Source organism: Kitasatospora azatica KCTC 9699 (assembly GCF_000744785.1).
Classification (GTDB): Bacteria; Actinomycetota; Actinomycetes; order Streptomycetales; family Streptomycetaceae; genus Kitasatospora; species Kitasatospora azatica.
Genome location: NZ_JQMO01000003.1, coordinates 181845 through 195329 on the forward strand (window position 1 = coordinate 181845; position 13485 = coordinate 195329).

Below are 13485 nucleotides of genomic sequence, written 5' to 3' on the forward strand. Positions count from 1 at the left end.
CGCGCCCGGGGCACCCGGGGGCCCGGGTGTTCAGCGGAACGCCTGCCAGGGTGGTGGGGCGTGTGATGGTGGGGCGTGTGATGGAGTAGTGCGGTACGGGTCGGATCGAACGAAAGGGGCAGGTGCCGCGCATGAGACCGGGACGTGGTGGGCGATTCGCGGTGGGGGCCTCGGTGCTGACAGTGGCGGCGGTGGCCCTGGCAGGGTGCTCGGGCGCAGCGGGCACCCGAGCCGCAGCAGGCGCGCCGCCGAGCCCGAGCAGCGCCTCACCGAGCAGCGCCTCACCGAGCAGCACCGCCCCGCCCACCCCACCCGCACCGACCGCGACGGCGTCCACGGCTCCCTCGGTGCCCCCAGCGCCGGCGCCGGAGACCAGCGTGCCCGCAACCTCGGGCCCGGGTGCGCAGTTGATCGGCAGTTACCTCAAGACCTTGCTGCCCAGACGCTCCTCCCTGGCCATGCTGGGCTTGGGTCCCACGCTGCCCTCCGGGTGGGTGGCCAATGACGTGCACGAGCGGGACAGCGGGCCCGCCGTCGCCGCCACCGCGGCACCCTCCGTGGTGGGCGCGGGTACCTGCTCCTACCTGACGGGCGAGGATCTCGACCTGGCCGGCGGCCTCAGCGTGGCCAGCGCGACCGAGCCGCTGAACTTCGGCAACGCGCACGCCGCGCTGACCCTCCATGCCTACGGGCCAGGCGATGCGGCCAAGTCGCTCGCCGAGGTCCGACAGAGCGTCACCTCGGCGTGCGCGTGGTTCACCGCGCTGTACCCGGCCGGCGCCGTGACCGTGAACGTCTCCGCGACCCCGGTCAGCGGCCTCGGCGACGAGGCGCTGCTGGTCAGCACCGCACCCCAGGGCCCCTATCTCGGCCAGGAGGACCTCCTGGTGCGCCGCGGCGACCTGATGCTGTCCCTGAACGCGGACAACAGCACCGGCAGCCTCCCCGACCTGTCCCCGGTGGCCGCGGCACTGGTCCCCGGAATGGGCTGACACCGGGAACACCCGCCAGGGTCCCTCTTTCACCTCAGGGCGACGGTCACCAGAGCGCGGTGCTCAGCTAACCGGTCCCGTCATCGTGTGCGGCCCTACCGCCGGTTCGAGCAGTGACAAAGTCCGCTGCTGCGCATCGAGGCCGACGCGGATGCCGACCGGCATGGGCAGATTCGGGCCGGCATGCCCGAACTCGACGTTGCCCAGGACCGGGATGTCACGGTCCCCGAGGACGTCGAGAACGATCTCGGGCAGGCTGGGGGACGCGCCGGGCTCGAGTCCACTGATCTCGCGCGGAACGCCCACGACCATGCCGGAGATCCGATCGAGGATGCCGCAGTGTCGCATCACCTGCAGATAGCTCCACACATGCGATGCCAGGCCGCCCATCTCCTCCCAGAACAGCACCGCACCGTCGAACCGTTCGAGCGGCAACGCGAAACGCGTCGCCTGCGCCAGCACGATGCGATTCATCACCCCGCCGATCAGCCGACCTTCGACACGACCAGGACGCCAGCACTCCCACGACGGGCTCGCGGGCAACGCACCGATCGCCTCGGTACCGGTCAACAACCTGCCGTAGAGCTCCTCGAGTTCCACTTGGCGCGCCACGGGCGCAGACTGCCAGTGCCCGCCGAAGCCGGGAACCGCCATGTCGGCATGGAACCCGACCAGACCCGTGCGCGCGTAGAGCACCAGATGCAGCAGCGAGATGTCGCTGTAGCCGAGGATCGGCTTGGGGTCGGCCCTGATCGCCTCGACATCGATCAGGTCCAGGTAGCCGAGCACCGTCTGCCCGCCGTCACTCGCAACGATCGCGCGCACCTCAGGATCGCGCAGAAGACCATTGAGCTCCCCCGCGATCTCCGCCGGCGTGGCCGCGCTCCACCAATGCCGGCGTCCTACTTCGAGTAGCGGAGCCCGACGCACACGGAAGCCCATCCGCTCCAGCACGACCACCGTCTGCTCGACGTTGGGCTCGTAAGCTACCGGCAGCGGACCGGACAGCGACGCGATGACAACGAGATCCCCGGGCCTCAGGGCACGCGGTCGAAGCAGTCGAGGCAGCAGAGGCGACGCAGAACCAGTCATGGCGCCAGTGTCGCCGTTGCCCTTGGTAGGGTCACGCGACTTTCGCCGGCCGTCCGCCCCAGGCCAGGGTGCTGCCCTCGGCGCCCAATTCACTGTCCTCGGGGAGACGTTCACCGCGCCGAAGCACACCTTCTGGGGCTGAGCCACCATCGAGATAACTGCGTGAAGGCTGTGCGCCCGGGTGCGTCTACCTGACCCAGCGGGTCTCCACGATGCCGCAGGCGTAGGCGGCCGAGTGGGCGGCCCGGTAATTCCGCGTGGCGAGCCGGGCCCCGAAGACGCTGGTCCCCTCGCCCGCGAAACCGGGGTTGGTGAACAGCCGGAGCTCGTCGGCCAGGTCCTCCCGCAGCACGGAGGAGACCAGGCCGGCGCCACCAAAGCAGACCAGGTCCCCGTCGGCCTGCTTCTTCGCCTGTTCCACGGTGTCGGCCAGCTCGCCGTTGAGCACCGTGGTCCGTGGCCAGTCGAGTTCGGGCCTGCCCGACCGGCTCACAACAAACTTGGGGAGTGCGCCGATGGCCCGGCTGAACTCCCAGTCGGGATCGCCGGGATGCTGCTCCGCCATCCGGCTCCAGTGCCCAAGGTAACCCTCGTCGGCCATGGGCCGACTCAGCAGGATGCCCGAAGCGCCACTGAGCAGGCCGTTGAAGGCCGCGCGGAGGTCCGCACTCCACGGCCAGTCGGGGCCCCAATTCCACAACTGCCAGTTGGCGTCCGACAAGCTGCTGTCGACGTAGCCGTCGATGGAGATCTGCATCGCCACAGTCAGGCGGCTCACGATTCTTCCGTCCCCTCGTCATGGTCAGGACTGCCGGTGGCTCGGAGGCCGTCCCTCAGTCTCACCCAACGAGTGCCAGCTGGACTCGCCAGGCCCGCCGATCCGAGCCGACATCGAGACGATAGCTCGGACAACTGACGTTTTCTGAGAAGCGATTCCCAAAGCGGACATAGCTTCAAGTTTTCGCTGTTCAGGCATGTAGTCGTCGCTGGGTAGGCAGGCTGGATCCGCTGTGTTCACGCTCGTTGTGTGCGGAGGTGGCGGATGCCGTCGGTGCTGGGACTCCTGGAGGAACGCGAACGGGCGGCGCTGGCCCGGGTGGAGGAGCTGCGCGCCGAGCTGGAACGGGTCCGGGCGGCGGTGGTGGAGGCCGAGGAGGCCGCGCGGCGCGCGGTCGTCGCCCGCGAGGAGGTCGTCGAGGCCCTGGCCGCCGCGCCGGGCGTGCCGGAGACCGGGGCGGTGGAGGTTGTGGGTGGTGTTGCGGCCAGGGTCGACGTCCCGCCGTGGCATCAGGGGTTGGATCTTGCGGTGCTGCCGGGTGACTGCGCGGCGATCGTGGCGCTGGTCGAGGACGACGCGGCCGGTGGCGGGGGTGGCGTGCGGGCCCGGCGGATGCGCGATCATCTGGGCTGGCAGGCCAGTGATGCGCGCGAGCAGGCCGCTCGGTTCCGTGCCAAGCGGCTGGTGGAGCGTGGGTGGTTGAGCGAGGAGGGGCCGGGGTTGTTCAGGCCGCGGCCGGCGCGGACCGATTGAGGCGGCGGGGTGCGGGGGTGCCTTGGCGGGCCAGTCGCCGGGTGGCGGGGATGCTGGCGGCCCACCAGAGCATGGCCTCGGCGCTGTCGGTGCGGGTTTCGTAGTCACGGGCCAGGCGTCGGGCCCGGATCAGGTGGGAGAAGCTGCGTTCGACCACCCAGCGGCGCGGTAGCACGGTGAAACCGGAGATGTCGTCGGGGCGCTTGACGATGGTCAGGGCGATCGCGAGGACAGTGGTGGCGAAGTCGACGAGCCAGCCGGTGTAGCCGCCGTCGGCCCATACCACGGTGATGGCGCGGTGGCGGGCGCGCAGGCGCTGCAGCAGGTCGCGGCCAGCTTCGCGGTCGCTGACCGAGGCTGCGGTGACCATCACGACCAGCAGCAGGCCGAGGGTGTCGACGGCGATGTGCCGCTTGCGGCCGTTGATCCTCTTCCCGGCGTCGTAGCCGCGCGAGACGGCGGGCACGGTGGCGTCGCCCTTCACCGACTGGGAGTCGATGATCGCGGCGGTGGGCTCGTCCTTCTTTCCGGCCAGCTCGCGCAGGCGGGCGCGCAGGCGGCCGTAGAGTTCCTTGATCAGGTCGTTGTCGCGCCAGCGGCGGAAGAACCGGTACACGGCCCGCCACCTGGGGAAGTCGGTCGGCAGGCTCGCCCAACGCACGCCCTCGGCGACCAGGTAGCGCACCGCATCGAACATCTGGCGGTGGCAGTACCCTTCCGGGCGCCCGCCGCGTCCGTTCAGCCAAGCCGGGACCGGCAGCAGCGGCCGGATCAGAGCCCATTCCGTGTCGGTCAGGTCGGATGTGTAGCGGCGGGCGCGGTCCGGCCGGTCGGCGGCGTTGCCGAACAGGTGGGCCAGGCAATCGCACGGCGACACGCCCGAGTTGGACACGGGACGAACGGTCACGACACAGTAGGGCACCAGGGCCTCCGGCACGCTCAGTTGACTCGACATCACCGAGCTGTGCAGGAGGCCCTTTCCCTATACGTCGATCCGCGACCGATCACCCGAACGAGATCGACACGCGCGACAGTTCGATCAGCAGGCGTGCCATCCGCTTTGGGAATTGCTTCTGAGGAGAAGGGCGGCGCGGGCGATGTCACCGATCCGGCTGGGGCTGAGCGTCACGTGCCTGAGCGCGCGCCAGCGCCCCTTGAGCTCGGCTGCGGCCCGCTCACCCTGGAGCGTGAAGCCCCTGGTAGGACGGTTCTCACCACAAGATTGTCCGCGACAACCAGAGGCTTCACGTAGGTCACCTATGTTGCCACGCTCGACGTCCCGCGCCACGTAGTGGAGTACCTCGCCGTCTGCTGAGAGGACCTTCCCGCGCCTGTCGGCGATGCCCAGATTGCGGAGGCCGAGAGGCAACTGGGCTTCGCGCTGCATCGCTACTTGCGCGCCTGTACCGCGAGGTCGCTGACGGCTGCTTCGGCCCTGACTACCGACTGCTGCCGCTGCTTGGTCCGGGCTCCAGCGTCGCTGGCGAATACCTGACGCGACGTGAGGCGTCCGTTGGCGTGGAGCACCCGGAGTGGCCCGAAGGCATCGTACCGATCCTGACCTGGGGCTGTGCCATGTACGCAGGCGTTGATTGTCTCGGTGAGGACGGTCAGGTCCTGCTCTTCGAGCCGAACCCGTATAGCGGCGGATCGTGGGATCGGTGTTGGTTCCTCGACTCCGCCAGCCTCGCAACGTGGCTGGAGACATGGCTCGCGGGGACGGGCTGGTTCGAGGAGGACGCCTTCGACAGAGAGGACCTGGTCGAGCCTCAGCCATGGGACCAGGCCGCAAGCCGACTGTCCTCCGGCGCATAGCGAAACACCAACGCTTCGTCCCGTTGGCGCAGACGCCGTCATCCCGGGGCCGTCGATGAATTAGTGGGTTGATTTGTCCTCGCGGTCTGCGGCTGTCGCGTGCATGACGTAGTTCGCGAGGTCGCTGGGGTCGATCAGGCGGGCGGGGATCGGTTCCGGGTGGTGTCCCAGGTCTTCCAGGATGGGGCGGACCTGCTTGATCAGGGCTCTGATCTGGTTCTCCCCGACGCGGAAGAGGTAAGCGGTCAGCGAGCGGGACAGGCCGCGCTGGTCGAGGATGGCGGCCCAGATGATGTTCTCTGTGGTCATCTTGCGGTGCCGGGGCCGCTCCTTGGGCGGCAGGGCGTCCAACCGGTCGCGGACGCTGACGGTGAGTTCGTCCAGGTCATGGCGCTCGATGCCGGTCAGCAGGGGGTGGGTGGCCAGGGTCGCGCCGAAGGTGTGCGCGTGCCGGGGGTGGGATCTGGGGCCGGGCGGGTGGAGCGGGACGTCGGGGATGCCGGGCTGGGGCGGGATCGTGTAGTTCCACTCCCCGTGGAAGTCTTCCGGGCGGATCGTGAGGGCGGACGCGTGTTGTTCGCTGATCTCGATGCCGGTGGGGTAGCTGCCGGTGTCCAGGCGGGCGGTCACGGTCAGTCCGGTGCGGGTGGTGGTCGCCGAGATGAGGTTCAGGGCGGTCTCGTAGCTGGTCAGCGGGTGGGAACGCCAGTTGAGGGAGATGAAGGAGAACAGGCGGTGCTCGACCCGGTTCCACTTCGAAGTTCCCGGAGGTAGGTGGCACACGCTGATCTCCAGGCCGGTCTCGGTGGCGAGAACGGCGAGGTTGGCCTTCCACGCCTTGGCGCGGGAGCTGTTGGAGCCGCCGCCGTCCGCGGTGATCAGCAGGCGTCTTGCCTGTGGATAGGCGGGCCGCCCTTCCTCGGTCCACCAGCGGCGCAGGCTGGAGACGGCGAACGCGGCGGTGTCGTGATCGGTGCCCACCACGACGAACCCGGTATTGCGGCCCAGGTCGTAGATGCCGTAGGGGATCGCTGTGCCCGTGGCGTGGGAGGGGAAGTCGTGGTCGAGGACCTTGACCGGGGCGCCCGGCGGGGCCCACTCGCGTCCGGGCCGGGCGAAGAGTCCGATCTGCTCCTTCTTCTTGGTGTCCACGCTGATCACCGGATCACCGGCCTGGAGGAACTCGGCCACCGTGGAGTTGAGATGCTGGAACTGCGCGTCCCGGTCTGGGTGGTGGCTGCCGGCCAGCACCCGCGCGTTGCCGCGCAGGCTGAACCCGGCCCCTTTCAGCAGGGCCGCGACAGTGTCGCGGCCCACCTTCCTGCCCTGGGCGGCGAGTTCATCCGCGAGGCGGCGCAACGACTTCGTCGTCCACGTCAGGGGCTTCATCGGATCGCCCTGTGTGCTGTCCTCGACCAGCGCCAGCAAGGCCGGCACCAAACCTGGGTCCCTGTCCGCCAGGGCCGGGCGGCCCGCACCCGACCGCCGTACCCGCCCGTCCGGTCCCTCGCCCGCATCGAGTTCGGCCAGGCCACGGCTGACGCGGCCTTTCGAGACGCCCGCAGCCTGTGCCACCGCGGCAATCCCGCCGTGCCCGAACTGCCGGGCCTCCGCCGCGTACAGGATCCGGCGCTGCCGCTCGTTCAAATGCGGCGTCACCGCCTCGAACTTCGCCCGTAACGACTCCACCGATCCATCAAAGCGCCCCATGCCACATCAACGAGCCCAACTACCGTAAGCAACCCACTAATTCATCGACGGCCCCGGGGCCGGCCATGCTCAGAGGGCGGAAAGCGAGCTCTTGTCCCGTTCTTCTTCGGGTGTTGGGCGGGCGCTCAGGCCAATGCCGATTCATGCGTTCCAGTGGACCACTGGGCGGCTTGGGCGGGACGAACTGAGCCGAAGGATGCCGCGAGCTGGTCGAGCAGGGGAGTTGCGGCTGGGTGCGGGGCGCGACGTGGTGTGATCGTGTAGATGCCGCGGGTGGGGGGATCGATGAGGGACACCGTGGTGACGTCGGACCGCAGCGCGCATGTCAGCACCCCGGGTATGAGGGCGATGGCGTGGCCGGTCGCGACCAGGGCCAGCTTGCCGGCGAGATCTGCCGCGGTGAGGTCGATGCGGGCGGTGGCTCCGGCGCGGGCGGCGTGCTGGTGCAGCAGTGCTGCCGAGCCGTCGTTGTCCTCGACCCAGGTCTGGTCGGCCAGCTCCTGAATGCGCACCGGTCCGTGCCCGGCTCGTGGATGGTCGACGGGCAGGACGACGACCATCTCGTCCATCCCCAGGAGCCGTCGTTCGATGCGCGGGTCATGGGGCAGCCCCGGTGGCGCGTCGGTGACGACGGCGACGTCGAGATCGCCGGCTGTCACGCGACCGTGCAGTTGTGCACTCAGCCCCGGCAACAGGCTCCACTGGAGTGGGCCGGCTTTGTCCAGCAGGCGGCGGATCGCCGTGGGCACGATCCCGGCGGCCAGGGACGGCGTCGCGCCGACGGCCAGCGGCCGCCCGAATGCCCCGTCACGGGCGTCTCGTGCGGCACGTACGGCGCGGTCGGCTTCGTTGACCGTGACAAGGGCGTGGTGACGGAACACCTCGCCGGCGGCGGTCGGACGCACGCCGCGTGCATGCCGCTCCACCAGCGGTACCCCGAGTTGGCGCTCCAGCCCTGCGATCTGCCGGGAGACAGCCGACTGTGTGTAACCGAGCTCGTCGGCCGCCGCCGACAGCGACCCGAGTCGGCACACCGTCACGAACGTCCGCCACGCAGTCAGCTCCATGGCCGCAAGTATGCCTGGGCTCTATGCGTGTCCCGCATGGCTGCCCTGCTGGATCTGCGCTTGTCGCAGGTATCGCGATGCCGCCACGGTGTGACACATGACCACACCGCGCACGATCGCCGTCCTCGGCCTGGGCCGCATGGGCGCCGCAATCGCGACACGACTCGCCGACCACGACTGGGACGTCATCGGTTGGACCCGCTCGGGGCGCACCGCAGGCGCTGTCGAGACGACCAGGGAGGCGAGCGACGCCGTGGCGAAGGCCGACGTCGTACTCCTGGCGTTGTTCGACGGCGAGGCCTGTCAGCAGGTCGTCGACCGAGTCCGCGACTCGCTGCGACCGGACACGATCCTGCTGAACGTCAGCACCGTCGCCCCCGCCGAGGCGTCGCAGCTGGCCAGGCAGCTCGGCCCGTCCTACGTCCACGCGCCGGTGCTCGGCTCCGTGCCGGCTGCCGCCGCCGGCACCCTGCGGATCCTCGCCGCAGCCGACCAAGGCGCGCTCGACCAGGTCCAACCGGTCCTGGAAACGCTCGGCACGATGCGGCGCGTCGACGCCGCCGCCAGTGCCGCCGCACTCAAGCTGATCGCCAACAGCAGCCTCGCCGGCTCCGTTCTCGCGCTGCGGGAGTCACTGCGGCAAGCCGATGCCCTGCGGCTGCCCCGTGCCGATGTGCTGGACGTACTCGAACTCGGCGTGCTCGGCGGGCTCGTCGCCCGTAAGCGAACCTTCCTCGCCGGCGAGCGGACCGCGGCCACGGCGGAGTTCACCATCGGCGCACTGGCCAAGGACATGGCGCTGCTGGCCGCCGCGTCGAACACGCCCCTGCACAGCGCGGCCGAACTGGCCAACACCCGGGCCGACCCCGAGGCCGACATCGCCATTGCCGCCACGGTCCCCGCTGTGGGTGGCGCCGTCCTCGAACCGCTACGCGCCTACATCCGCGGACACGCCACCGGCGACCCCACCCACTTCCGTGACGCGTTCCTGCCCAGCGCCCACATCGAGGGAATCCGGGACGGCGCACTCGTCTCATGGCGCCTGGGCGAGTACTGCGCTCTCTTCCAAGGCCGTCCAGCCCCGGACGAGCCGAGCCGCCTGCGCCGCATCGACGCCGTTGACGTCCACGGCATCGTCGCGACCGCAACCATGACGCTCTGGCACGGAGAGGACACCTTCACCGACGTCTTCCTGCTGGTCCGCACCGGTGGCAGCTGGCGCATCGCCAACAAGGCCTATCACAGGGGCCGTCGATGAATTAGTGGGTTGCTTACGGTAGTTGGGCTCGTTGATGTGGCATGGGGCGCTTTGATGGATCGGTGGAGTCGTTACGGGCGAAGTTCGAGGCGGTGACGCCGCATTTGAACGAGCGGCAGCGCCGGATCCTGTACGCGGCGGAGGCCCGGCAGTTCGGGCACGGCGGGATTGCCGCGGTGGCACAGGCTGCGGGCGTCTCGAAAGGCCGCGTCAGCCGTGGCCTGGCCGAACTCGATGCGGGCGAGGGACCGGACGGGCGGGTACGGCGGTCGGGTGCGGGCCGCCCGGCCCTGGCGGACAGGGACCCAGGTTTGGTGCCGGCCTTGCTGGCGCTGGTCGAGGACAGCACACAGGGCGATCCGATGAAGCCCCTGACGTGGACGACGAAGTCGTTGCGCCGCCTCGCGGATGAACTCGCCGCCCAGGGCAGGAAGGTGGGCCGCGACACTGTCGCGGCCCTGCTGAAAGGGGCCGGGTTCAGCCTGCGCGGCAACGCGCGGGTGCTGGCCGGCAGCCACCACCCAGACCGGGACGCGCAGTTCCAGCATCTCAACTCCACGGTGGCCGAGTTCCTCCAGGCCGGTGATCCGGTGATCAGCGTGGACACCAAGAAGAAGGAGCAGATCGGACTCTTCGCCCGGCCCGGACGCGAGTGGGCCCCGCCGGGCGCCCCGGTCAAGGTCCTCGACCACGACTTCCCCTCCCACGCCACGGGCACAGCGATCCCCTACGGCATCTACGACCTGGGCCGCAATACCGGGTTCGTCGTGGTGGGCACCGATCACGACACCGCCGCGTTCGCCGTCTCCAGCCTGCGCCGCTGGTGGACCGAGGAAGGGCGGCCCGCCTATCCACAGGCAAGACGCCTGCTGATCACCGCGGACGGCGGCGGCTCCAACAGCTCCCGCGCCAAGGCGTGGAAGGCCAACCTCGCCGTTCTCGCCACCGAGACCGGCCTGGAGATCAGCGTGTGCCACCTACCTCCGGGGACTTCGAAGTGGAACCGGGTCGAGCACCGCCTGTTCTCCTTCATCTCCCTCAACTGGCGTTCCCACCCGCTGACCAGCTACGAGACCGCCCTGAACCTCATCTCGGCGACCACCACCCGCACCGGACTGACCGTGACCGCCCGCCTGGACACCGGCAGCTACCCCACCGGCATCGAGATCAGCGAACAACACGCGTCCGCCCTCACGATCCGCCCGGAAGACTTCCACGGGGAGTGGAACTACACGATCCCGCCCCAGCCCGGCATCCCCGACGTCCCGCTCCACCCGCCCGGCCCCAGATCCCACCCCCGGCACGCGCACACCTTCGGCGCGACCCTGGCCACCCACCCCCTGCTGACCGGCATCGAGCGCCATGACCTGGACGAACTCACCGTCAGCGTCCGCGACCGGTTGGACGCCCTGCCGCCCAAGGAGCGGCCCCGGCACCGCAAGATGACCACAGAGAACATCATCTGGGCCGCCATCCTCGACCAGCGCGGCCTGTCCCGCTCGCTGACCGCTTACCTCTTCCGCGTCGGGGAGAACCAGATCAGAGCCCTGATCAAGCAGGTCCGCCCCATCCTGGAAGACCTGGGACACCACCCGGAACCGATCCCCGCCCGCCTGATCGACCCCAGCGACCTCGCGAACTACGTCATGCACGCGACAGCCGCAGACCGCGAGGACAAATCAACCCACTAATTCATCGACGGCCCCTGACAGACACTCCTGAGAGGGCAGTATGCGATGTCTTGCCCGATATCTGACTCTGTCATGGGATTGGCGTGCAGGTCAGGGCCAGACGAGCGCCGGTTGCATGGCGAGGACGAACAAATCGACTCGGGTCCGGCCTGGGGGCGTGTTGCCTTGGCCGGTGCCCTGGGGCCATGGGATCGAGTCAGAGGGCTGTCCCAGCCCAGACCCTGCGACATACTGCGGTCATGAGTGGAGAGGAATCGGCGCGGCTGACGAGAGCCCTCATCGAGTTCCGTGAGGCCGAAGGCATCTCGGAGCGTGAACTCGCGCGCCGCACCTGGCTCAGTGAGGCGACCATCAGGACCTTCGAACGCGACCCTGGGGACCTGCCCACTCCGACCGTTGCCCAAAGCTTCGAGGAAGTCCTCGGCTGGGCTCCGGGCAGCATCAAGACCACGCCGTCCGAGGCGACGGGCCGTGAGCCATCGGCCGACTCGGCCATCGGCCTCAAGTAGGCGGGTACCCGCCGCATTCGGCAAGCGACTCGTAGCAGAGCTTGGTCAGGTTGGTATCGCCGTGGGTACGCCGCGGTGACGGGTGGGGCAGGCGCCGGTCCGGAGCGCGAGGAGGAACCGCGGTTCGCAGGCGATCCGGTAGCGGCAACCATTCCAGGTGCGGCCCTCGAACCGGGGCAGGCCGCAACACGCGCGGGCGCTCAGTGCGGGGTGGGGACGGCGGTGTTCGGGAGCGGGGTGACGTAGCAGGGATTGCTGAGTGTCCCGCAGGTGGGCTGGGGACTGGGGTCCGGGTGGATGAGGGTGCAGTTGCAGCCGGGCCCGGGATCGTTGCTGGTCGGCCGTGGTCCCGGGGTGTTCGCGGCAGTGGTCGGTCCGGCGGGGTGCGCCGTACGCGAGGGGGCTGGACGGCTGCGGGTCGGGGTGGGCGACGGCGCGTCAGTCTCCGTGGCGGTGGCGGCGGTGGCCGTGGCGGCGGTGAGGGTCGGGCTGGGGGTGGGAGCGAGCGACGGCGACGGGGAGAGGGAGGGGGTCGGCGTCGGTGAGGGCGTGGGCGACACGGCGGGTGCCGAGGTGGGCGGTTGGGCGACGGCCGGGGAGGCGGTGTGCTGTCCGGCGAATCCCCAGACGGCCAGCGCCGTCACGGCAACCACAGCCGTCGCGGCAATCAGGGCGCCCGCCAGGCGGCGGCGCAGGAACCACGGGGCACGGGCGGCGGGCACAGCGGGCTCCGCTGCGCCCACAGCGGCCGCTATCGGCTCCCGCTGATCGTCCGTCGGGGCGGCTTCGCCGGCGTCCGTCACGTCGCATCCTTCCAGGTCGAGGCCGTCATCATCGCAGGTGGCGCCGACAGCTCCCGAGGCGGGGCGGGCGGGTGTGCGGACGGGGACTGAGACTGGGACCGACCGTCACCAGACGGCGGGCGGGGGATGCCCGCCGCAGCAGTGAAGCGATCGCCACGATGGGCTTCGGCGGCCCGGTCGAGCAGCGTCGCGGACCGGGTCGTAAACCACTGGCCGATCGCATCGTCCCGGAGGGAGGCTGTTCCCCATGACGACAACCTTGATCACCGGGGCCAACAAGGGCCTCGGCCACGAGACCGCCCGCCGCCTGATCGCCGCGGGCCACACCGTCTACCTGGGAGCGCGCAGCGTCGAGCGAGGCACGGCGGCCGCTGCCGAGCTCGGCGCCCGGTTCGTGCAACTCGACGTCACCGACGATGCGTCGGTGACCGCCGCGGTGGCCACCGTCGAGGCCGGCGGCGGCCTGGACGTCCTGGTCAACAACGCCGGAGTCGAGGTGCGGTCACCGGAGGGCGACATCATAGGGGCCACGGAGCTGACCGCCGACGTGATGCGGGAGGTGTTCGAGACCAACGTCTTCGGCCTGGTCCGGGTGACCCACGCCTTCCTGCCACTGCTGCAACGCTCGGCCGCGCCGGTCGTGGTCAATGTCAGCAGCGGCCTGGCCTCGCTGGCCCGGGCCGGCGCGGGGTACCCGGGGGTCGCCTACCCGGCCTCCAAAGCCACGGTCAACATGCTCACCGTGCAGTTCGCCAAGGCGTTCCCAGGGATGCGGATCAACGCCGTGGAGCCCGGCTACACCGCGACGGACCTGAACCGGCACGAGGGCAGGCAGACCGTCGCGCAGGGCGCCGAGATCATCGTACGGACGGCCCAGCTGGGACCGGACGGCCCGACCGGTGGCTACTTCGACGCTGCGGGCCCGCTGCCCTGGTAGGTCGGCCCCGCGTGACGGCGGCGGCGCCACCACTGGGCATCGGCGGGATGCAGTCGACGCTGGCCGCACGTCGTACCGCG

General features: G+C 70.0%; 12 protein-coding genes and 1 pseudogene. 7 read left to right on the forward strand and 6 right to left on the reverse strand.

The genetic code is table 11. The annotated features are described in order from the left end of the window. Positions 1-377: 377 nt before the first annotated feature. Positions 378-992: a hypothetical protein gene (locus tag BR98_RS11985; protein WP_035844265.1), complete on the forward strand. Its 615-nt coding sequence runs from the start codon at positions 378-380 to the stop codon at positions 990-992. A 63-nt stretch (positions 993-1055) separates the two neighbouring features. Here the strand turns inward: BR98_RS11985 and BR98_RS11990 are convergent, their stop codons facing one another. Beyond that, positions 1056-2084, reverse strand: a complete 1029-nt coding sequence (locus BR98_RS11990) for a S66 peptidase family protein (RefSeq protein WP_035844268.1) — start codon at positions 2082-2084, stop codon at positions 1056-1058. Positions 2085-2271: 187 nt separating this feature from the next. Then, positions 2272-2862, reverse strand: coding sequence for a dihydrofolate reductase family protein (locus tag BR98_RS11995; RefSeq protein WP_035844271.1), 591 nt, complete (start codon positions 2860-2862; stop codon positions 2272-2274). A 264-nt stretch (positions 2863-3126) separates the two neighbouring features. Here BR98_RS11995 and BR98_RS12000 point away from each other — a divergent pair, with 264 nt between their 5' ends. Further along, positions 3127-3615, forward strand: a complete 489-nt coding sequence (locus BR98_RS12000; RefSeq protein ID WP_035844274.1) for a hypothetical protein — start codon at positions 3127-3129, stop codon at positions 3613-3615. Here the strand turns inward: BR98_RS12000 and BR98_RS12005 are convergent. Beyond that, positions 3587-4507: an IS5 family transposase gene (locus BR98_RS12005; protein ID WP_232247379.1), complete on the reverse strand. Its 921-nt coding sequence runs from the start codon at positions 4505-4507 to the stop codon at positions 3587-3589. The two genes, BR98_RS12000 and BR98_RS12005, sit on opposite strands and share 29 nt — an antisense overlap. Before the next feature lie 429 nt (positions 4508-4936). On the opposite strand from BR98_RS12005, the pseudogene BR98_RS41150 reads away from it, so the two are divergent. Further along, positions 4937-5430 (forward strand): annotated as a pseudogene (locus tag BR98_RS41150) (SMI1/KNR4 family protein); the annotation flags it as partial. Positions 5431-5490: 60 nt separating this feature from the next. Here BR98_RS41150 and BR98_RS12015 read toward each other — a convergent pair. Together BR98_RS12015 and BR98_RS12020 are read right to left on the reverse strand one after the other, a co-directional pair. After that, positions 5491-7140, reverse strand: a complete 1650-nt coding sequence (locus BR98_RS12015) for an ISAzo13 family transposase (protein ID WP_407639401.1) — start codon at positions 7138-7140, stop codon at positions 5491-5493. A gap of 125 nt (positions 7141-7265) precedes the next feature. Then, complete coding sequence (locus BR98_RS12020) at positions 7266-8207, reverse strand: LysR family transcriptional regulator (protein ID WP_051969684.1); 942 nt, start codon at positions 8205-8207, stop codon at positions 7266-7268. A 97-nt stretch (positions 8208-8304) separates the two neighbouring features. Here BR98_RS12020 and BR98_RS12025 point away from each other — a divergent pair, with 97 nt between their 5' ends. From BR98_RS12025 to BR98_RS12035, 3 genes are all read left to right on the forward strand, one after another. Then, positions 8305-9465 (forward strand): nuclear transport factor 2 family protein, encoded by a 1161-nt coding sequence (locus BR98_RS12025; protein WP_035844279.1) that lies wholly within the window; start codon positions 8305-8307, stop codon positions 9463-9465. A 41-nt stretch (positions 9466-9506) separates the two neighbouring features. Further along, positions 9507-11156, forward strand: a complete 1650-nt coding sequence (locus BR98_RS12030; RefSeq protein ID WP_407639401.1) for an ISAzo13 family transposase — start codon at positions 9507-9509, stop codon at positions 11154-11156. Between the two features lie 239 nt (positions 11157-11395). Then, the gene (locus BR98_RS12035; RefSeq protein ID WP_051969685.1) at positions 11396-11665 is read left to right on the forward strand and encodes a helix-turn-helix domain-containing protein; all 270 of its coding nucleotides are present in this window, start codon (positions 11396-11398) and stop codon (positions 11663-11665) included. 200 nt (positions 11666-11865) lie between these two features. On the opposite strand, the gene BR98_RS39235 is transcribed toward BR98_RS12035, so the two are convergent. Further along, on the reverse strand, positions 11866-12468 hold the full coding sequence (locus BR98_RS39235) for a hypothetical protein (protein ID WP_157537700.1): 603 nt from the start codon (positions 12466-12468) through the stop codon (positions 11866-11868). A gap of 247 nt (positions 12469-12715) precedes the next feature. Here BR98_RS39235 and BR98_RS12045 point away from each other — a divergent pair, with 247 nt between their 5' ends. Next, positions 12716-13405 (forward strand): SDR family NAD(P)-dependent oxidoreductase, encoded by a 690-nt coding sequence (locus tag BR98_RS12045; protein ID WP_035844281.1) that lies wholly within the window; start codon positions 12716-12718, stop codon positions 13403-13405. Positions 13406-13485: the final 80 nt, after the last annotated feature.

Bases quoted from the DNA above. Each gene is read 5' to 3' on its own strand.
- BR98_RS12035 (WP_051969685.1), top strand. From the start codon at position 11,396: ATGAGTGGAGAGGAATCGGCGCGGCTGACGAGAGCCCTCATCGAGTTC.
- BR98_RS11990 (WP_035844268.1), bottom strand. From the start codon at position 2,084: ATGACTGGTTCTGCGTCGCCTCTGCTGCCTCGACTGCTTCGACCGCGT.
- BR98_RS12015 (WP_407639401.1), bottom strand. From the start codon at position 7,140: ATGGGGCGCTTTGATGGATCGGTGGAGTCGTTACGGGCGAAGTTCGAG.
- BR98_RS12020 (WP_051969684.1), bottom strand. From the start codon at position 8,207: ATGGAGCTGACTGCGTGGCGGACGTTCGTGACGGTGTGCCGACTCGGG.
- BR98_RS12030 (WP_407639401.1), top strand. From the start codon at position 9,507: ATGGGGCGCTTTGATGGATCGGTGGAGTCGTTACGGGCGAAGTTCGAG.
- BR98_RS12045 (WP_035844281.1), top strand. From the start codon at position 12,716: ATGACGACAACCTTGATCACCGGGGCCAACAAGGGCCTCGGCCACGAG.
- BR98_RS12000 (WP_035844274.1), top strand. From the start codon at position 3,127: ATGCCGTCGGTGCTGGGACTCCTGGAGGAACGCGAACGGGCGGCGCTG.
- BR98_RS12025 (WP_035844279.1), top strand. From the start codon at position 8,305: ATGACCACACCGCGCACGATCGCCGTCCTCGGCCTGGGCCGCATGGGC.